Genomic DNA, 20,106 nt, shown 5'->3' on the forward strand with positions numbered 1-20,106 from the left:
CCGGTCGCTGTCTTCATGTATAGTAGTATCATCTTGTCCTCCTTACAAAAAGAGTCGCTTGCTCAAAGAGGGCTGAGTGTATACAATGATCGACGCGTCAAATACGTTAAAAAACATGAGTGAGCGAGGAGGAATACATGGCTGATCTTTCGACCACCTATATGAATATCCCGATGAAAAATCCCATAATGGTTTCCAGTTCTCCCTTGACCGCCAATCTGCGTGGGTTGGAGAAATGCGAGGCAGCAGGTGCAGGGGCTGTTGTGCTGAAGAGTCTCTTTGAAGAACAGATCTCCCATGATGCTTCAAGGATGATTGGTGGTCTCGATTTTGATGCCCACGCCGATGCATATGATTTCTTGCGAGATAGCAGCAGAGACTATTACTTAAATGAATACCTCGATTTGGTGGAAAAAGCGAAAGAGAAGCTTTCCATACCGGTTATTGCCAGTGTCAACTGTGTTTCCGCCGGAAACTGGACGGAATATGCCCAGCGTTTTGAGGCAGTCGGAGCCGATGCCCTTGAACTTAATATCTTTATCATCCCCTCCGATGCGGGAACCGACGGTAGCGAAATTGAGAAGGAATATTTCTCGATTCTTAAAAAGGTGAAAAAACAGGTTTCGATTCCTCTTTCGGTCAAGCTCGGTCCCCATTTCAGCGGCATGGCAAAGACTATCTCAGAACTTTCCAAGGAAGGAGCATCCGGTATAACCCTCTTTAATCGATTCTACCGCCCCGATCTTGACATCGAGAAGCTGAAGCTTTCTGCGGGCCCTGTTTTGAGCGTTCCCGAAGAGATGGGTATGGTACTTCAATGGATCGCCCTCATGAGTGGTGAGGTCGAAAGCGATCTTTCGGCCTCTACGGGAATCTACGATGGAGCCGCAGCTGTCAAACAGCTTTTGGCCGGTGCAAAAACCGTCCAGCTCTGTTCCTCGCTGATCAAAAACGGAACCGGAACTATTACGGAAATTCTCGATTTTCTTAGCGACTGGATGGAGCGTAAGGGATTTGGGACCATTGCCGATTTCAACGGTATGCTTTGTCAGGAACGAAGTAATCGTCCGGAAGCCTACGAGCGGAGTCAATATATAAAAGCGCTGGTGGGCATCGCTTGAATCCTACAGACAGATGAATGGCTTGCGGCGTGTTGCAGTCTTCTCCGGCTCCAGCGGAGGAAATAGGCCTATCTATATGCAGTGGGCTGAAAAGCTGGGGTATGCCGTCGCCGAACGGGGACTGGCCCTTGTCTATGGGGGAAGCAGTGTTGGACTGATGGGCCAGGTTGCAAGGGCCGCTCTCTCACGTTCTGCCGAGGTTATCGGTGTAATTCCCGAAGCAATACACCGTCATGTTGCCCCTCAGCCGGGGGTTCGCCTCGAAGTGGTGGCGGATATGCATGTTCGTAAGGCAAGGATGTATGCCCTTGCCGATGCTTTTATCGCTCTTCCCGGGGGGATTGGTACCTGGGAGGAGATTCTTGAGGTATTTACCTGGCTGCAACTGGGCTATCATCAAAAACCGGTAGCGCTTTTGAATATCTGCGGCTTTTATGACCCGCTTTTGGCAATGCTCGACCATGCGGTAAGCGAAGGGTTTCTGAAAGAAGCACATCGTAGGCAACTTATTGTTTCCCAAAGTTGTAATGAAGTTTTTTCTCTTCTTGAAGATTTCCGCCCCTCCGAGGTGCAAAAATGGTGATGAAAAATTTGCTTTTTTAGGGAAAATTCATACCATCAATTGCAGCGGAGGAGTTATGGACAATATGCGTGAGACGGGTGTCTTGAAGGTCTTGGCCGATTTTAATATTTCGGAACAACACATTGTAATCAACCCGAACGATGGTTTTGATATTGGCCTCATGATGACGGAAGCACCTGTTAGTCTCTTTCTCGGCGATTCGATCGATATGCTCCATAATGGATCGGCAGTAGCAATTGAAGGAATCGTAGTCCAAAAAAATGAGTGTAGGCTCGGTACCGTTGAGTTGAGTAGCAGATCTCTCGAACGTATCGGCTCGCCAGGCTCTGTCAGGCTGCATCTTCTGCCCTCGAGTCCACGGCCCAGACTTCTCATTTCCCCGGCATGAAAAGAGAGAAGCGGGGCTTTCTCCTTTGTCTTCTTGCCGTTTCGATAAAAACCCGTTTTGCCAAATCTTTATCATCCGCTTCCCGCAGAAACCCGTGAAACAGCAAAAAAATGTCGGCACAAGTTCGGCCAGGAAAGGCCTTACAGATATCTTTCTCCCGCATAAGTCGAATTGCCGGAAGGAAGAGTTCCTCATACCACCTCTCTGCACTCAACCCCGATTCCGCAATGGCCCTGTACAGTTTTTCATAACCCAATAGAAATGTCGTCTCAAAAATGTCGTTGTTTTGTGTTGAAAACCCGGTTTCTTTGGAAAAACTCTTTTGCTGTACCACTCTGATACGCTCTTCGATTTCCTTCAGGTTGTTCGCACCTTCCAGCGAACCGGGAAAATCCACGGAGTAGACCTCTGCTTCAACCGATGGGATGCCCTCGGCCACAGCCACCGACACACGGTGGTTACCGTCTCTGACGAAATAATATCCACCGATTTCGTACAATTGAACGGGAGGCAGGGGCCGATACTCCTCCATTGCCTGATGAATTCGAATCCATCTCGATTTCAAGCTCGTGGATTTCGGACGAAATCTGCGGGAAAACTGGTAGGCCCGGCCCTCCGAACCGATAATCTTTTTAACAGGGACCATCATTCTCCCGATGGCTCGTTGGGAGGAAAAGCCGAGCATCGATGTTACTGGATCCATGGGAATCAGGTGACTTGTTCCAAAACGAAACAGATCGATAAGTTGGCCGAAAAAGCCCTTTCGCAGCGCTTTTTCAAATTCCCGAACAGAGATAATATTTGTAAGAAGTCTATGTTCCATGCCCTTTCAAATCCTGTATATGGCCCGCAAAACAGCCCATCCGTCTTCGGCAGAGGAGGGTGATGGCATTCCGTTTTGGTCCACCATGGCTGCGGCAGTAGCTGCCATAGTGGAAAAATAGCCGGTCTTTCGAAAACGGGGAGTGATGTCGGGCATCAAAGAGTGAAAACCGGAGTAAAACGGGCTCTCCACGCTTTTAAAAAAGCGAAGGAGCCCGTTTCCAATCTCAATCTTCCCCCTTTCAAAATTGAGGTCAAGACGAAATACAAGATGGTCTCGTTCTCCACCGATATCGAGAGAGACAGCGACAGCGCCTGCACACCCACATAGCTGAAGCGTACCTTTGTTGCTTTTAGGATTGCCCAACCGTCGTTTTGGTATGAAATGGGCATCACAGAGGAAATTAACGGCATCGATCATGTGGGTTCCGTCGTGGATAAGCACGGCCTTGTGTGGCGCACTCCGACCGAAATAGAGCGTGCCGTGTATGGAAAGCAAGTTTCCATATAGCTTCTGATCGATTGCATCTTTTACTACACGGTAGTCGGCGGAAAATCTCCTCTCGTGATTTACAATGATTCTACTTTTCGATCGTCGCGCCAACGAACGAATTGTTGAGGCCTGATGTAATGTCCATGCGATGGGCTTTTCACAAACAACAACGGGAACACCTGCCGAAAGAGCAAGCCGGACAAGTGCCAGATGGGTATCAGGCGGAGTCGCAATGGTAAGAAGATCAGGCCGGAGTTTCTCCAGCATGGCTTCGGCATCTGAAAAAAGTAACGGAGCAGGATCAAGCTCTTTCCACTGTCTGGAGAATAGCTCTCGCGCCTCACGATTTGTATCGCAAGCACCTGCCAAACAGACCCCCTTCGTTGCAACGATGGCACCTGCATGGGTACACGGCTTTTCTCTTTGCTCATCCATCTCAAGGCTGCTACCGATTCGGCCAAGGCCGACCAGCGCCCATTGTTTTGTCTCTTTCATGGCTTCATCCATTAAGCAACGCTCTGATATCCGGAAACGTCGATTTATACCGGCAGCCCAAAAGCCACATAGCAAGATCAAAGGTAGGTGACACGGCTTTCATAACAAGCGCCGAATCAGAACTTGCTATGCCATCCCCCACAAAGTCCCGAACGATTGGGTCTGCAGAGGGAAAAAAATCAACCGTTGCCTGCACTCCGGAAATCGAAAGCGCATTTCGTAATGCTTGTGCCAAGTTTCCGCTACCAGAGACAGGCCTGTCAAGACATATCAACAGATACTCCGGATCAAGTTCGGCGATCCCCTGAATAAAGAGGGAGATAGAGTGTTCCATATATGTAGTGCTTCGACTCCTGCCGAAAGCAGCCCCGGCATCACGAAGCAAACCGTCGCTGGCGATAAACAGGGGAAGCCCTCGATGATAATTTACCAGGGTAAGCAAGACATTATGGCCGTCTACGGCAAGTCGCGAACGCTTCTCAACAGAGTACACAAGCTTTGAAGCTATCAAATTCGATACGGAACGGCTCAATACCCCCCGAAAGAGAATCATCCGCTCTGCTTTCGCCAATCTATAACGATCTCCAACCAGTTTTAAAGTAGCTTTCGTAGGATATCCCTTATCCAAAAGCCCTCGGTAATCGACGACCGCATCGGCAAAGGCTTTGCTAAACTCCATAACGAATATCATAGCTCGTATCACAATCCAGCTCAATGCGCTTGAGCTTTATCCTCGGCTGTACTACCATTGACACATGGCGGAAGAAGATATGATTCTTGAAAAGATCCGTGTCGTTTTATTCCGCTTTCCCGACGGTATCGACGAATTCCATCTGATGCAGGAACTGGGCTGGGAAGAACTGAGAAATAAGCTGGTTCCGGGTCTCTTCTGCAGTGAAGATCCCGATCGCATTCTTTTTTGCTCGCATTTCCTGCTTTTTCATCTTCTCTACCGGCTGAAAGAACGATTACGCAGTACAAAAAGCGGTTCTCTTACCGTTTTCTGTCTCGAAATTCGGCTTGTCCCTCAGCTATGCCGAACCACAGAGAACCAAGGGGCCCTTGAGAAAGCCGATCCGATGGAAGCCTATTATCTCAATCTTCAAAACATGGAAACGGTCAGCGGCAGCGACGTTCGGAATATGCTGGAGGATTTTTTCAGGCGTTTTGCATCCTGGGAAAACAGAGATGTGGATTTAAAAATACTCGGACTTGACCACGGGGCCGGTAAGCAGGAAATCAAAGAGCAATATCATCGTCTAGTCATGAAACACCATCCCGACCGCGGCGGAAATGCGCAAAAATTCAGAGAAGTAGCCGAGGCAATGGAGCGTTTGGAAGTATCTTCCGAGTTATAATGCTTGACAGATAAGCAGATAGGTCATATACTTTTACGAGGTTGGTACAAAAACGAACTAACTGGATATAGCCATGGGACAGCCCAAAAGAACAAGGATTATAAATACCTCTCGTGTGATTCGTACATTATGGATACACGGTGGCCTGAGTCGTGCGGCTCTCGCTCAGCGTTTGGGATTAACGAAATCCAGCATAAGCATCATTATTGACGAGCTTTTAAAAAACAAGGTCATCTGCGAAGGTCCCGAAATAGATCCTGGTCCTAAGGGTGGAAGGAAAGCCACAAAGTTATTCCTTAACAGTGACTGGCTTTATGTCGTAGGAATGGAAATCCGTTGTGATTCGGTGCTCCTGCTTGCTATCGACATAGAAGGAAGGGTCCTTTTTTCTCGTACTGTGAAACAAAAATTCTCTGCAAAAAATTTTAGTTCGGATATACTTGCGCTCATAAAAGGCCTTAAACAGGAAGAAACACGACTTAACAGAACATTATTGGGGGTCGGTCTTGGATTTTCCGGTATTATTGATGCAAGCAAGCAAATCATAGAACACTCCGTTTCCCTGGACTTTCATGCCCCTTTTGATTTCAACGGGGAGGTTGCCTCTCACTGTGACATACCCATCATCATTGAAAATGATGCAAACTGTGGGGCCTGGGGAGAAGTGGTCTTCCGTAGAAAACACCAGTTAAAAAATTTCTTATTTCTTCTCATCGAATTCTGGAAATACTGCTCTTCTGAAGGTGATCTGCCACAGCCAACAATCGGATTAGGTTTTGGTTTCAACGGAAAGATATACCGAGGAACCTATAGCTCGGCTGGTGAATTTAAAAGCCTGCTGAATGATGATCCCGACAGCTCGGCCCAGATATGCTGGAAAAGAGGCTCGGACGTTATTCCTTTAACGAAAGATAAAATCGCATTGCAAAAGTATATTCGGGAGCTTTGCCGCAACGTAGCCTTCTTAGTGAACACCCTTGATATTGGAAACCTCTTTATTGGCGGTGATATTGAAGAGTTTAAATCTTTTATTTCCACCATGCTGAATGAAGAGCTTCGGGCCAATACTCTTACCTCGGCATCTCCCCGTTGTGAAATCCAATTCTCGGCCTTAGGGCATCAGGCTGTGGCCTTTGGCGCAGCCGGGCTTATCCTCGATAGGGTGTTTATGAATCTGGAAGCCCTGGATGATCCCTTTGGCCGACCAAAGATACAACCGCTTTACTTTATGGAGGAATAGCAATCTCTATCCCGGATAGAGAAGAACGGGATAAAAATAAAAAGGAGGAAGGTCATGAAAAAGAGAGAGATAGTACGACTATTCGTACTATGCAGCTTTTGTGTTAGCACAGCTCTTCTCGTGGGGTGTAATAAAAAAGGAGAGGAGGCAACTACACAAGAATCGGGTACAATTACCTTGTCGGCTTATCATTATCTTGATCAAACCGATAAAACCACGGCCCCCAATTTCCAGGCACTGGTCGAGGCGTTTAATAAAAAGTATCCGAATATCAAAATAAATTTTGAATTCGGATATGGTGAAGCCTATCACACAAAGCTACAAACCCTTGCAGCCTCAGGTCAGTTACCGGATATGATGGTTGTCTATCCGGGAAAACGAACCGCCTATATCACTTCAGAAGGTCATGTTCAGGACCTTCGGCCCCGATTCTCCGGCCATGAAAGTGAATTTGCCTCAATTGCCTTGAAATCGCAAGGACCCAACGGGGAAATGTGGGAGATTCCCGAGGACATCAGCGTTACTTCAATCATGTATACAAACAATAAGCTGTTGAAAGAATTGGGACTCACCTTTCCAAAAACTTTGGATGAACTGATTGCCCAGGGAGAAACTATCAGGCAGGCAGGGCTGATTCCCATTTCAATGGCAAATAAGGATGCCTGGCCTATGCAGTCCTGTCTTGCAAGTATGCTTGCGGAACGGACAGGCGGAATGGAATGGTTCGACAAGGCTGTAAAAGGCGACGGAGCCGGGTTCGATGATGATGTTTTTGTTCGCGCTTTGGAGATTATTAATTTCTTACATGAAAAAGAGATGTTTTCGCCCGGCATAAACCAGCTTGCCTACATGCAAGGGTTAGACGATTTTGTGAATGAGCGAGCCGTTTACTTCATCGACGGCGGATGGATGGTCAATAATATGGTCGGGGAACTTTCCGATGAACAGAAAGAATACATGTCTCTGGAGTCTTTCCCCGATATTCCGAATCAGAAAGGGGAAAGCGGTTCGGCATCTGGAGTCGCTGGCACCGGATTCGGTATGAACTCGGACTTAAGCGGCGAAAAGGCCGAGGCGGCATGGAAGTGGATTTGGTTTTATTCCGGACCCGAGGGTTCCGCCATCAGACAGAGATTTGGAAGACTTCCAGCCTATAACCTGAAGGCTCCTGATGATGTCGACCCCATGATAAAAAAACTCATCAACTATGTCGGTTCAATTCCTATGGGATATGTTCTTGATTCCGTCGTAGGTGCCGAGGGAATCGGTATATTTAATAATGATCTTCAGGAAATGATGTTTGGATTGACCACACCAAAGGATGTTGCAAGCAAACTTGAGGAATGGGTAAACGAAAACGACAGATCCAACTAACGCAATACATGCAGGTCGGGGGATTCTTCCCGGCCTGTGTTTTATCCAGGAACGATTATAATGAACCAGAAAAAAACAAAAATCATAAGCTATTGGATCCTGGCCGGACCACCGCTCATTCTTTTTTTATCCGTTATTCTCTTTCCAATCCTTTTTTCGCTTATTATCAGTCTCAGTAACTGGAGTGGCTCCGGTAGCCTTCAGTGGGTCGGGTTAAAAAATTATATTGAAATCATCCACGATAGAATTTTCTTTCACGGTTTACGGAATAATCTCTTAATCGTTGCAATATCTGTCTTAGGACAAATCCCTCTTGGATTTGTCCTTGCCTATATTCTTTATCGAAAAATAGTACAGCGGGAAAAATTCTTTGAGACGATGATTTTCCTTCCTATTACTATTTCTCCTGTTGTTATAGCTATTTTGTGGAATCAGATTTTTTCGACGTCCGGTCTCTATACGAGTATTATACGAAAAATCAGCAATAATCCCCGTTATGTTGTCTCAATTTTTGAGAACCAGAGCCTTGCGATCATTCCCATCCTCTTTGTTATTCTTTGGATGTACACCGGCATGTATATGGTAATGTATCTTGCAAACCTCCAAAAAATTTCCCCCTCAATCCTGGAAGCGGCCGAAATTGATGGTGCAAGTGAAAGCCAAATTCTTCTTCATATTATTTTTCCTTTCATGCAAGGTGTCATTATGACCACTACAATATTTGCAATAACAGGCAGCCTAAAATCTTTCGACCTCATCTATGCCATGACGGGAGGCGGCCCTGCCCATTTTACCGAAGTAATTGCAATTTATATGTATACAAACACCTTTAAATACTACAAGTACGGTTTCGGTAGTGCAGTCTCGATCATCATCGTATTGCTGAGTGTCGGGCTGATTTTTCTTTTACAGATACTCTCCCGACGCCTTGACAGAAAATACTCGTGAGGAAATGAAGTGATGTTGCAGTCGAAAAATCTTTGGAAAATTTTTTCCTATTTTGTGATGATTCTCTTTTCGATACTAACCATCGGTCCTCTTTTGTGGCTTCTGTACAGTTCTTTCAAACCCCATGCGGCGATCGTTCGAAGCCCTCTTGCTTTTCCCTCCGGATTCTATGTTGAAAACTATATACGGTCATGGCGACTGGGAAAATTGGGAATTTATTTTTTAAACAGTATAATCTATGCGACAGTTCCCACAATCATAACCGTTTTTTTCGCCATGTCCTCCGGTTATGCTTTTTCAAAATTCCATTTTCGTTCTTCGCATGTACTGTACGGCATATATCTCACAGGACTCCTGGTAACTGTCCACTCTGTCATTGTGCCGCTATTTATCCTTGAGACCAGGATTGGAATCGATAATACACGTCTGGGCGTAATCATTCCTTATATTGCCTTTGCGCTTCCGTTTCAAATCTTTCTATCAACCAGCTATATAAAAGGTATCCCCGATTCTTTAGAAGAGGCCGCGCTCATCGACGGGGCATCCTATCTTGCAATTTTCATGAAAATCATTATTCCTGTCGCTACTCCGATCATAGCGACAATGACCATTTTTACATTCCTGAGTAATTGGAACGAATTCATATTGGTTCTGACTTTAACCAGCAGGGTGGCCATCCGCTCTCTGCCAGTCGGCATTAATAGCTTTGCCGGAGGGATGTCAAGAGATTACGGCCTACAGTTTGCAGCCCTGGTAGTGGGAACCGCCCCCATGATTGTCTTCTATCTCTTTTTTCATGAGCAGCTTGCGAAAGGATTTTCCGCAGGTGTTTCCAAGGAGTAGTACATTATCATCATGAAACATAGCCTATCACTCATACCACAAGTCAACGGAAACATAGCTGACGAAAAGACACGCTTCGCGCTTTCCTCAGATTCACTTATTCAGATAGAGCCGGGATTTGAATTCGCAGCGGAAGATCTGCTTCGCTTTCTCGAACGCCGTTACGATTTGAGGCTGACCATATCAAGCCATACAGCCCTTCCTATCTTTGAGCATACACAAGCTGGGATCATTAATTTCTGCCATGACAGTGGTATGTTTCACCCGGAAGGATACCAAATCACAATCGCAAACGGAATCTGCGATATTACCGCACAAACCGCGACAGGTGCTTTATACGCCGTTCAAACCATAAAACAACTGTTTCATTCCGCAGTACCGGAGCTTCCTGCAGTAAAAGTGTACGATGAACCCTTATACCGCTGGAGAGGCTTTATGCTCGACTCGGCTCGTCATTTTTGCTCCGTAAGCGAAATCGAACGGATTCTGGACATGATGTTGTATCTCAAAATGAACAAATTTCATTGGCACCTCACAGACGATCAGGGCTGGCGAATAGAGATAAACGACTATCCGCTATTATCACAGGTCGGCGGACTTTCTGCTCCTTCTCCTGGTTTTTACACTACCGAAGAACTTCATTACGTCGTCTCCTATGCCGAAGAACGAGGAATTACCGTTATACCTGAGGTCGACCTGCCCGGCCATTGTCTTTCGTTACTTGCCGCTTATCCAGAGTTGGGATGTAGTGGCGGTCCCTATGTCATTCCATCGGAGCCTGGCATTTTTTATGAACTCCTGTGCCTCGGTAACGATGACGCATTAAGCTTTTCAAAGCGACTCATCGATTATATCTGCGAGATTTTTCCAGGTCCATGGATTCATATCGGCGGTGATGAAATTCCGACGAGACGCTGGAAGGAGTGCCCCAAGTGCCAAAAGCGTATAAAGGAAGAACACCTGTCGAATAGCAGAGAACTCCATACATGGTTCGCCAATAGGATCCAGGAATATGCAGCGGCAAAAGGGAAAAATCTCATAACATGGAACGACGGCATCGATGAGAAGCTTTCCCGTGATATTATTTGTCAATTCTGGTTCCCATATCATAATGCATACGAAAAAGCGGTGGCAGAATCCAAACGGGGAAGAAAATTCATTATGTCTGACTATTTCTCTACCTATCTAGATCTGTCACAAGCAGTAGTACCGCTAAAAGCTACCTATGCGTATACAGGCCAGTTACATGCCGGCAAAGAGGCGGCGCAGGAGCATGCCATTCTTGGTATCGAGGCTCCCCTGTGGAGCGAACACATATCTGATAGAAGGAGTAGGGACAAGCAGCTCTTTCCAAGAATCCTTGCAGTGGCAGAATCCTGCTGGACGGATGCAGAGGCGAAAAACCTACACAATTTCATCAAACGGGTAGATCATCTCAAAGGTTTCTTCCAAACAGAGTTTTCCATTGACGGAAACATGTATCGGAGAGATCCGTTCGTGCTCATACGCTTCCTAAAAAAAGCTATACGTATTATTTCTATGCTTCGGCAAGCGGTTTCTCCAAACCGAGAAAAGTAACACACCATGAGTGGTATCGGAAAATAGCAACTATTGCTATTTTCCGCCACTTCAACAAATCCCCCTTCTTGTATATACTACGTCAACTTGACCATACAGAGAATATGGAGCCCGAACATGAAATTACGCTTGAAGCTTTCTCTGCCTATCATCGGTTTATCCTTTTTTCTTTACATCATATTATTTTTTCTCATGACGATGGGCCTTCATCAATACGAAAATTTCGCTCTGACAACAGCCCGGCAAGAATTACTTGACGGATATAAGAAAGAGTTAAAAAGTGCAACGGAAATTGCTGCTTCTCTTATTCAATCCATCTACGCCGATCAAGAACGATCCGATGAAGAGAAGCTGGAAGCGGCCAGAACGGCCGTGAGGCCTTTACGCTTTGGTACGGACGGTTATTTTTATGCATACCGGGCAGGAACAGGGGAAAATATCATCCACGGCTCGACACCTGCCAATGAAGGAAAATCGCTTTGGGACCTCCAATCGCCTGATAAAAAGCAGTATATCATCCGAGATTTGGACAAAGCGGCGAGAGACGGCGATCTGTTTGTGGATTTTTATTGGTCGAAACCTAACCACGACCCTCAGGAGGTTTTTCCAAAACTGGGGACAGCTCTTATGGTCCCAGGAACCACAATTTGGGTAGGGACCGGGGCTTATATCGACGAAATAGATTCTGCAGTGACAAAGTTGACCGCATATTATGCCAGTTTCGCAAAAAAAATGACCATCATTCTTTTAATTTTCCTTCTTGCGGCTCCCCTGGTAATGTTTCTTCTGATTTTCAGGCGAATACGTAACGTTGTGGGACCGATAACAAGGCTCAGCGACATTGCTCAACGTTCGGCAGGAACCGACTTTCGGGAGATCCCCGAGATAACTGCTCGACGGTTTCCAGATGAAGTTACGGTACTTGAAAGAAGTTTTTCCGAATTGTTCAGCCAATTCAGTAAGGTAATCCGAAATGTCCAGGTAGCAGTCGACCGGTCCAGGAGAAGAGGGACCGGAATGAACAGCTCCATTACAACGATCAATGACTCGCTGAAGGAAGCCCAAATATCCCTGGAAAATCTCTCGGCCTCGGAAAAACAGCTATCTGCAGAGGCGCAGGCAAACCAAAAGCTCAGTGATGATCTTGAACAATTCATTGCGGGAACGAATCACCTTGCACAGATGCAGTCGAAGGATGTAGGCGATGCTTCGGACTCGGTCCGGAGGATGAGTAGCGAGATAGAGGTTATTGCCCAAAGCGCAGGACGCTATACGATAACGGCGCAGGCCCTTGATAAGGCGGCAAAATCCGGAGAAAAAAGCATCGGTGAGGCAGTAAAGAGTCTTGAGCTTGCGGACACCGCGGCTGTAGCTATTAATGAAGCAGTTTCTATGATTGATACCATTGCCGAACGGACCAATATTTTGGCCATCAACGCCTCAATCGAAGCGGCCCATGCAGGAGAGGTTGGAAAGGGCTTTGCCGTCGTCGCCAATGAAATCAGAACCCTTGCAAAAGGATCAAGCGACAGTGCGGAAAGTGTGGCTTCCCGCCTTAATGATATTGCAAGCGCCATTGTATCCAGTAAAGAATCAACCAAGCACGCAAACGGTACCTTTATCGATATCATCGAACATTCGGAACAAGTTCTCAGCGGGATGGAATCGATTACCGCGATAACACACACGCTACAGACCATGGGGCAACAGGTTGATCAAGCCCTCACGGCCCTCATCGACAGTTCGGATAAGGTCCAAACCTCCTCTACCGAGGCCCATGAAAAGATCCTGAATGTCTCCCATTCTGCTTCCGATCTTGCCGAATTATCGATTAATCTGCGAAATACCATCACCAATATGGAACAATTCTTGAATTCCATTCGATCACAGGCAGAAGAGATCTTGGAAGAGGGGGAGCAGAATTCCAAAGAAATCGGCGTACTTTCGGATTCGGTTTCTCAGTTCAAAACCGCCGAAGAAACACCAAGCAATGTATAGCGGCAGAAAATGATTCTAACCGGCCTTATATCAGTTGGGACTATTCCACCTACAAAAGCGATCGGTAACCAAGACGAAAATTGCAGCTTTGGCCTTAATAGTTACAGGGATACTATTTGCAAAAATATAATATGAAAATCGTTACGATGCTTTACGTATCGCGCCGATGAAGTAATCCTGAGTTCAACAACGTTATTGTGATGACTATGATGTATCCTGCTGTTGCAAATAGGGAGGATTCGACTCCGAATTTTCCTCCCGTCAACAGCATTGAATGCGACTGCAGCCTGTATGAAATTATGGCTTGAGAATTATAAGCAGTATCAATATCCAGAATATGCCCGATTATGATGATGTTCCATATGCCGTGAACCGTTGCACTTGCGAAAATGGAGCCGCTATCGTAAACGATTAATGAAAACATAATTCCGACAAGCGAGCCCGATATTATCAAAAACAGAAAATCCATACATCCCAGTTTTCCATTAAAAACATGCAGGACCCCGAAGAGTACAGACGGGATAAGAATTGCGGCTTTCTTCCCCCATTTTCGCTCGACCGTACTCATGATCAGACCCCTGAATATCATCTCTTCACCGATTCCGGCTCCAAAACCAACCGTAAAGATGGAACTCAACAGGATGGTATATTTCTGAGTCATCGACATTGTATTTACTATAAAATCACCCTTTATACAGAGCAAAGCCAAGGTGACCAGGAAAGGAAGCAGAAAAGCACAGATAAGCCAACGCAGATAATGATGTGGTTTTCTGATATAACATTCCGCTAATGACACCTTCAGAATTTTCGCACTGTATATTCGTACGGACAGCCATGCAAGTGTTATGTAGATAAGCGTAAACAGCAATGAGGTTGCCCAGTCAGGTAGCGGAATTGTATATGCAAAGCCCGCTATCAGCTGTGCAAGAACAAGGATGATAATCCCGACCAGTATTGTCAGCAGGGTCAAAATGGTGCTTCTTTTTTGCATGCCGCTTCCTTTTGAAATTACTGCATGCTATTATACCCGCCCGAAACCTCTTCCTCTATAGGGTTTACATTCAAATATGCTTCTGAAACCAGTAATGAGCATAGCGCTCGTTATTAAATGCTACAACCTCCTCATAACCGCTACTTCTGTACATTGCCTGTGCTTCCGTCAACGCCTTGTTCGTCTCCAGCCGCAACAACGGTATATGCTTCTCGCGGGCTATGTGTTCCAAGTAGCTGAGTATCTTTCGGCCTGCTCCAAGACCTCTACATGTCTTTGACACCCACATGCGTTTAATTTCACCATGGTCGGGATAGCATTTGAGCGCACCACACCCTATGGCTTCGTCGTGAATTCGCGCAACAACAAAATATCCGTTTGGAGGCGTTAGCTCACTATCACTTGCCGAGATGCTATCGCCAGGGGCAAAACCATCTTCAAAACGATCGTTAAGTTCAGCAAAATAGCTTTCGATACATGAACGTGCGTCACGGCTTTCCGGCGGCACCACTTCCATGACAATCAATCCAGCAGTCAGCATTTTCTCAACAATCTCCATCCCTTCAATCAGCCTGCGACGCTGTTTTTCCGACAAGGGTTCCAATATAGAACCTGCAACTTCGTCCGAAAGTACATCGAGCACCTTCAATTCGCGTTCGCCATCTTTCGTTAGCGATACGGTCCGTACCCGTGCATCATTCAGAGAAGATCGCATTATTATCAAACCTTCAGCCTCTAACGTACGCAGTAGGCGACTCATATAGCCGGAATCGAGGCCGAGGCGGCTACGCACGTCTCTAACTTCCGCACCCGATATGCCAATTTCATACAGTAGACGGGAAGCACCGAGGGACCTGTGCCTTCCCAGAAACTGAGCATCAAGTACACCAATCCTTTGTGTAACAGTTCTGTTGAACTTCCTAACAATAGAAATATCATTCATATATCTGACTATAGTCAGCAATTTATCACATGTCAATACTCCTCTTTTTTACCCGGCTTACAGGACCTTCGTTCTTTATTCCAATGCACTTACCACTGATTTTTGTTTGTGATAACATAAACGAAGATGCAAAATGCAAAGTAGAACATCTGCTTCATTTGTAATTGGAGGATGATTTGTCTGAAAAAGACACCATAGACACGACAGCAAAAGGCCCCCATACAATTACGAGCCTGATATCTGATTTGAGAAAACTTGGGGTACAGAGCGGCATGACCGTTCTTGTTCATTCCTCTCTGAGTTCGATAGGGTGGGTATGCGGTGGCGCCGTAAGTGTCATTATTGCCTTGGAAAGGGTCTTGGGAAAAACAGGAACGCTGCTTATGCCTACCCATTCAGGCGACTTATCTGATCCGAAAAATTGGGGGAACCCCGCTGTCCCTGAGGCGTGGTGGGATACAATCAGGGCTGAGATGCCTGCATTCGATCCGGCTCTTACCCCTTCACGAGGTATGGGAATCATTCCCGAAACGTTCAGAAAACAAAAAGGGGTCATAAGAAGTTCCCATCCGAATGCGTCCTTTGCTGCCTGGGGAAAAAATAATACATACCTGATTCAGGATAATCATCTTGATTACCAAATGAATGAGAAAAGTCCCATAGGAAGGCTATACGAGTTGGATGGATATATCCTCTTGCTCGGCGTTGGTTACATGAATAACACATCTTTTCACCTGGCAGAGTATAAAGCCGACTACAGCGGAAAAGAAGAGGTTCTCGAATATGCTCCGGTTAACGAAAAAGGCAGGAGGGTATGGAAAGCTTATCATGATATCGCATTTGACTGCGATGACTTTGAATCGATAGGCCAGTCATATGAAAAGGAGAATTCCATCAAGGTCGGCTTGATAGGGTCGGCGAATTCAAGATTAATTCGACAAAAAGAATTAGTAGATTATTCGGTCAGATGGATGGAGCTGAACAGGAAATAGCCCCAAAGAAGGGAATTCCCTCAAACACTTTCCTATACTTATGGTATGAAGTGGCACATTGGCGTACTTACTGTCATATTCTTTTCCACGCTTTCGGTAGTCGCTGCTGTGCCTGTTCATGTCCTTGTGCTCCATTCCTACCATAGTGATTTGCCTTGGACAAAAGGGTTCGACGAAGGGCTTCATGATGCGCAAGCCCAATATCCGGAACTTCAATACTATACCGAATATCTTGATACCTCTAGAGTTGGCAGTTCATTGTCTCATCAACAATGGGCCGAATACCTTCGTACAAAATATCACTCTGTTGAAATCGATATCATTATCAGTGAATCCGGACCAGCCGCAAATCTCCTTCACGCCTATCCCGAACTGTTTGGACCGATCCCGCAGGTCATTTATTCCCCGGTACCTCACAAGACAGCGAACTATCAACTCTCCGTCACTCCGCAAATTGAGGCGGCCATAGTAGGGACCGCAAAGCTGGCCATTGCACAAAACCCAAAGGCCAAGAAAGCAATTATAATCGACGGCGGAAACCCGGCTACGGACTCGACAATCAAAATTCTGCATGAGGCCCTAAAAGGATACAATGTTGATGTCCAAACAGTAAGCAACTTCACGCTCCCTGAAATCCAAGAGTACTTATCCACTTGTAAACCGAACAGCATAGCCTTTTATACACTTATTCTTCGGGACCGTACCGGCAAGAAATTTGTTCCTCAGGAAGTTCTCGCCAAACTTGCCGAAAGAAGTGCTATCCCCATTTATACGTTTTGGGGAACACTTGCGGATAGCGGTAGCACCGGGAGCACGATGTTAGATGCACAGACTATCGCATATGAGGGCATGAAGGTTGCCGTTAACTATCTTAAGACAGGGGAATTCGGTAATAAGTATGGTACGACGCAAACCTATATAAACTGGAAACTCCTGAAACGTTACGGGATAAATCCCCGTACGATTCCCCGGAACGCAACTATCCTTAATAAGCCGGAGCCCTTTTTTATTAGGTACTACGTAGAAACGGTGACGGTTGTATCCATTTTATTCATATTGGGCTTCATTATTATGCTTATTCAGTTTCGACGTAATCTTGCAATCAACCGGCAACTTTGCATCAAGGCTGAAGAGATAGAAAACGCTCTCAAAGAAAAAGAGATTCTCTACAATGAAATGAATAACCGAATCAAGAATAATCTAACCATATTGTCAAGCATGATTATATTGCAAATCAATGAAATGAAGGATGAAGCAACGAAACAGCAACTTGAGAATGTGGTTGGCCGCCTTCAAACTTTGGCGCTGGTACATGAAGAATTAAGTAATAAGAAGCATCTCAAGGAAACGAATATCCATGGATCTCTGCAGGCGCTTATTTTACAAGTATTCAATGCTATGTCCTCAGGACCGGCTGAAAAGCGATTACTGATAGACATAGATGAGATCAAGATGGAGAATAGGGATGCTATTGCCTGCTGCCTCATCGTTCATGAACTTCTCACGAATGCAATCAAATATGCATTTCCTAATGGGGCATCCGGTACTATTCACGTCGTACTGAAAAAGCTATTAACCCAAGAGGTTGCATTATCTGTTTCTGATTCCGGTATTGGGATCCCATCATCATATAGCATAGAAACTGACGCAAAACTGGGGTTGAAAATAGTGAAGTTATTGGTGAAACAGTTAGGCGGCTCTCTTGAAATACGAAATGCAGATGGCGCCGTTTTTTTGATTAAATTCAGGATCTGAAGACAGAGCGTCTTTAAACCTTTTATAATATCGAAACGGAGATCATTTTTGGTTAAACGATTCTAAGGCTTTCTCAATTGCTTGGAATAATACGAAAATACCACTATTTTTTAGGATATAGCCATATCGCGTGATACCCCGGACGCGGGAAACATACTCCTTCTCTGAGTGACTTGTAAGGAATATAATGGGAACATCGCGTTGTTCTAAGATCTTTTTTGAGGCTTCGGTTCCGTCCATCCTATTTCTGCCGAGATCAATATCCATCAGGATCAGATCGATCTCGTTTTTGAGACCTTCTCTAATGGCATCTGTTCCATTTAAGACGGTTTTGACTCGAAACCCCTGTTTCTCAAGCATATGGGATTCTGCCATGGCTATTAAAGCTTCATCTTCGACCAATAGAATTTGAGTATCAACAGTATCATTTGACATCTCGTGTATACCTATGATCCTCACCATGATTTGCAGCCATTTTACTTATCATAAGTATAAGAAGTAGCTATTGAAAATAAAAGAGATATAGTGAAATAAAGATAAAAAGGGAGGTCATATCGTAGTTGATTGTAAGAGGAAATGCTCTCTCATCTTTGGATAAACCTGATTGGCAATGCAGTAAAGTATGCTCGTGATAGCGCTGATACATCATATGCATCACAGGAAAACGGACTTGGGCTCTCCATTGTTAAACAGGTTGTGGATCTTTATAACGGGAAGATATCGTTTGAAAGTAGTCCGGGATATGGCTCTACATTTACTGTATATTTGCCTGTCGGGAGCTCTTAACACATGAAGTAAAGATATTAGATAATTGCTTGTTAATTTTTCGGTTGTTAATTTCTATAGTTCCTCACTATACTCTGGGAACAACAAGGAAATCTCGGAGAAAGCATATGAAATCGAAAAACAGCTTTTTGATGACCTCAATTGATTGGCTCCTTCTTATTTCCCTTTCTATCCTATGGGGTGGTTCTTTTTTCATTAATCGAATCGCTGTCACAGAACTTCCTCCGTTCGTGATCGTCACGTAGCGTGTCAGTATCGGTTCCGTCTTCTTACTATTCTTCGTTCATGTAAAGAAGAAGAAACTCCCACGATCTATAGGTATCTGGTCTCAATTGATTTTTATGGGACTTGTAAACAACGTGATCCCCTTCAGCCTTATTGTCTGGGGCCAAACTTCAATTGCCAGCGGTCTCGCTTCTATCCTGAATGCAACGACTCCGCTTTTTACAATTCTGATCGCCCATCTGTTTACACCTGATGAAAAAATCACCATTCATAAAGCCATCGGTTTGATAGTCGGTTTCATCGGCGTATTCTTGGTGATCGGTCCTACTGTGTTGTCAATAGCCGATATAGCTCCGCAACTTGCAGTACTTACCGCGACGTGTTCATATGCTGTTGCTGGTGTTTTTGGACGCCGCTTCCATACATTAGGGTTGGATCCTCTTGTCACTGCAACTGGCCAAGTCATATCTTCGACGGCGATCCTTCTTCCGATCACTCTGCTAACAAATTACTCGTTTTTAAGACAGGCTACCACTTCACTACCAGTATTGGGATCATTAATTGGCCTCGGACTATTTTCTACCGCAATCGCATATACGATCTATTTCCTTTTACTATCTCGCGTGGGCGCCACCAATCTTCTCCTCGTAACTTTTCTTATTCCCATTACGGCGATGGTTTTGGGAGCAGCTTTTTTTAATGAACGTATCGTCACTCGGCAAGTAATTGGCATGCTAATCGTATTCACAGGAATCATCGCTTCAAATCGACGACGTTTTCGATTGTGAGTTGAAAATACTGGCCTGTCTGGCTGTCCAGATTTTAAAGCCAAGCCCATTTGTTTTAAAAAATAAGACTAAAACCTATTATGGGTAAGATGTTGCTTTCACAGATTCAATGATTGTAATGCCTGTAGAAGAGTGGATGTAAGCGTCAAAACTACAGGCCCTACAAAAATCCCGATATTCCTTGCACAATTTCCACAAGGAGAATTAAAGCATGGAAAGAGAAGATATCTGGGTAGAAAGATTCAGGGAATGTGAAAAGGCAAACAGAAACAGCCTTGTAAAGCTTCCGGAGGTTTTAAAACCATCTCAGCCCTTTTCGATCTCTATCGAATATCCTTCAGGACATAAAATCAACATTCCAGCAAACTACAACTCAGATACGCTT

Annotated in this window: 21 protein-coding genes; 15 read left to right on the top strand and 6 right to left on the bottom strand. The window is 45.2% G+C overall.

The features are described from left to right. The first annotated feature begins 137 nt into the window (after window positions 1-137). Genes F459_RS0119030 through F459_RS0119040 form a run of 3 tightly spaced genes read left to right on the top strand, consistent with a single transcriptional unit; the run spans window position 138 to window position 2,092 of the window. Complete coding sequence (locus F459_RS0119030; RefSeq protein ID WP_020614296.1) at window positions 138-1,121, top strand: dihydroorotate dehydrogenase-like protein; 984 nt, start codon at window positions 138-140, stop codon at window positions 1,119-1,121. Window positions 1,122-1,134: 13 nt separating this feature from the next. After that, the gene (locus F459_RS0119035; RefSeq protein WP_020614297.1) at window positions 1,135-1,704 is read left to right on the top strand and encodes an LOG family protein; all 570 of its coding nucleotides are present in this window, start codon (window positions 1,135-1,137) and stop codon (window positions 1,702-1,704) included. 55 nt (window positions 1,705-1,759) lie between these two features. After that, on the top strand, window positions 1,760-2,092 hold the full coding sequence (locus F459_RS0119040) for a hypothetical protein (RefSeq protein WP_013254713.1): 333 nt from the start codon (window positions 1,760-1,762) through the stop codon (window positions 2,090-2,092). Here the strand turns inward: F459_RS0119040 and F459_RS0119045 are convergent. From F459_RS0119045 to F459_RS0119055, 3 genes are read right to left on the bottom strand one after another with little or no spacing between them, the layout of a single operon-like run. Beyond that, window positions 2,076-2,915 (bottom strand): hypothetical protein, encoded by an 840-nt coding sequence (locus F459_RS0119045; RefSeq protein ID WP_020614298.1) that lies wholly within the window; start codon window positions 2,913-2,915, stop codon window positions 2,076-2,078. The two genes, F459_RS0119040 and F459_RS0119045, sit on opposite strands and share 17 nt — an antisense overlap. Before the next feature lie 6 nt (window positions 2,916-2,921). Beyond that, entirely contained in the window at window positions 2,922-3,902 is a 981-nt protein-coding gene (locus F459_RS0119050) for a Gfo/Idh/MocA family protein (RefSeq protein ID WP_245540231.1), read from the bottom strand. 4 nt (window positions 3,903-3,906) lie between these two features. Continuing rightward, complete coding sequence (locus F459_RS0119055; protein WP_020614300.1) at window positions 3,907-4,581, bottom strand: DUF434 domain-containing protein; 675 nt, start codon at window positions 4,579-4,581, stop codon at window positions 3,907-3,909. Window positions 4,582-4,657: 76 nt separating this feature from the next. Between F459_RS0119055 and F459_RS0119060 the strand changes: the two genes are divergently transcribed. The 7 genes from F459_RS0119060 (at window position 4,658) to F459_RS0119090 (ending at window position 13,241) form a co-directional block, all read left to right on the top strand. Next, window positions 4,658-5,260 (top strand): DNA-J related domain-containing protein, encoded by a 603-nt coding sequence (locus tag F459_RS0119060; RefSeq protein WP_020614301.1) that lies wholly within the window; start codon window positions 4,658-4,660, stop codon window positions 5,258-5,260. 115 nt (window positions 5,261-5,375) lie between these two features. Continuing rightward, window positions 5,376-6,500 carry an ROK family transcriptional regulator gene (locus F459_RS0119065; protein ID WP_245540232.1) on the top strand — a complete coding sequence of 375 codons (1,125 nt, stop codon included), beginning with the start codon at window positions 5,376-5,378 and terminating at the stop codon, window positions 6,498-6,500. Window positions 6,501-6,554: 54 nt separating this feature from the next. Then, window positions 6,555-7,874, top strand: coding sequence for an ABC transporter substrate-binding protein (locus tag F459_RS0119070; protein WP_020614303.1), 1,320 nt, complete (start codon window positions 6,555-6,557; stop codon window positions 7,872-7,874). Between the two features lie 60 nt (window positions 7,875-7,934). Further along, window positions 7,935-8,822 carry a carbohydrate ABC transporter permease gene (locus F459_RS0119075; protein ID WP_020614304.1) on the top strand — a complete coding sequence of 296 codons (888 nt, stop codon included), beginning with the start codon at window positions 7,935-7,937 and terminating at the stop codon, window positions 8,820-8,822. Between the two features lie 12 nt (window positions 8,823-8,834). Next, window positions 8,835-9,665, top strand: coding sequence for a carbohydrate ABC transporter permease (locus F459_RS0119080; protein ID WP_020614305.1), 831 nt, complete (start codon window positions 8,835-8,837; stop codon window positions 9,663-9,665). Between the two features lie 12 nt (window positions 9,666-9,677). Continuing rightward, on the top strand, window positions 9,678-11,243 hold the full coding sequence (locus F459_RS0119085; protein ID WP_020614306.1) for a beta-N-acetylhexosaminidase: 1,566 nt from the start codon (window positions 9,678-9,680) through the stop codon (window positions 11,241-11,243). 117 nt (window positions 11,244-11,360) lie between these two features. Next, on the top strand, window positions 11,361-13,241 hold the full coding sequence (locus F459_RS0119090; protein ID WP_020614307.1) for a methyl-accepting chemotaxis protein: 1,881 nt from the start codon (window positions 11,361-11,363) through the stop codon (window positions 13,239-13,241). Between the two features lie 151 nt (window positions 13,242-13,392). On the opposite strand, the gene F459_RS0119095 is transcribed toward F459_RS0119090, so the two are convergent. Together F459_RS0119095 and F459_RS0119100 are read right to left on the bottom strand one after the other, a co-directional pair. Beyond that, a complete protein-coding gene (locus F459_RS0119095) occupies window positions 13,393-14,232 on the bottom strand; it encodes a CPBP family intramembrane glutamic endopeptidase (protein WP_020614308.1) in 840 nt (279 codons plus the stop codon). Between the two features lie 70 nt (window positions 14,233-14,302). Beyond that, a complete protein-coding gene (locus F459_RS0119100) occupies window positions 14,303-15,175 on the bottom strand; it encodes a bifunctional helix-turn-helix transcriptional regulator/GNAT family N-acetyltransferase (RefSeq protein ID WP_026295117.1) in 873 nt (290 codons plus the stop codon). A gap of 176 nt (window positions 15,176-15,351) precedes the next feature. Here F459_RS0119100 and F459_RS0119105 point away from each other — a divergent pair, with 176 nt between their 5' ends. Together F459_RS0119105 and F459_RS0119110 are read left to right on the top strand one after the other, a co-directional pair. Continuing rightward, window positions 15,352-16,167, top strand: coding sequence for an aminoglycoside N(3)-acetyltransferase (locus F459_RS0119105; protein ID WP_020614310.1), 816 nt, complete (start codon window positions 15,352-15,354; stop codon window positions 16,165-16,167). 150 nt (window positions 16,168-16,317) lie between these two features. Next, on the top strand, window positions 16,318-17,922 hold the full coding sequence (locus F459_RS0119110) for a sensor histidine kinase (RefSeq protein ID WP_245540233.1): 1,605 nt from the start codon (window positions 16,318-16,320) through the stop codon (window positions 17,920-17,922). A 42-nt stretch (window positions 17,923-17,964) separates the two neighbouring features. On the opposite strand, the gene F459_RS0119115 is transcribed toward F459_RS0119110, so the two are convergent. Beyond that, window positions 17,965-18,384, bottom strand: a complete 420-nt coding sequence (locus tag F459_RS0119115; RefSeq protein WP_020614312.1) for a response regulator — start codon at window positions 18,382-18,384, stop codon at window positions 17,965-17,967. A 114-nt stretch (window positions 18,385-18,498) separates the two neighbouring features. Here F459_RS0119115 and F459_RS23730 point away from each other — a divergent pair, with 114 nt between their 5' ends. The 3 genes from F459_RS23730 to F459_RS23055 all read left to right on the top strand — a co-directional run bounded on the left by F459_RS23730 (window position 18,499) and on the right by F459_RS23055 (window position 19,721). Beyond that, on the top strand, window positions 18,499-18,708 hold the full coding sequence (locus F459_RS23730) for an ATP-binding protein (protein WP_245540234.1): 210 nt from the start codon (window positions 18,499-18,501) through the stop codon (window positions 18,706-18,708). A 107-nt stretch (window positions 18,709-18,815) separates the two neighbouring features. Beyond that, window positions 18,816-18,953 (top strand): hypothetical protein, encoded by a 138-nt coding sequence (locus F459_RS24300; protein ID WP_020614313.1) that lies wholly within the window; start codon window positions 18,816-18,818, stop codon window positions 18,951-18,953. A 9-nt stretch (window positions 18,954-18,962) separates the two neighbouring features. Beyond that, window positions 18,963-19,721 carry a DMT family transporter gene (locus F459_RS23055; protein ID WP_211214026.1) on the top strand — a complete coding sequence of 253 codons (759 nt, stop codon included), beginning with the start codon at window positions 18,963-18,965 and terminating at the stop codon, window positions 19,719-19,721. The last annotated feature ends 385 nt before the right edge of the window (window positions 19,722-20,106 follow it).

Source organism: Sediminispirochaeta bajacaliforniensis DSM 16054, assembly GCF_000378205.1.
Taxonomy (GTDB): domain Bacteria; phylum Spirochaetota; class Spirochaetia; order DSM-16054; family Sediminispirochaetaceae; genus Sediminispirochaeta; species Sediminispirochaeta bajacaliforniensis.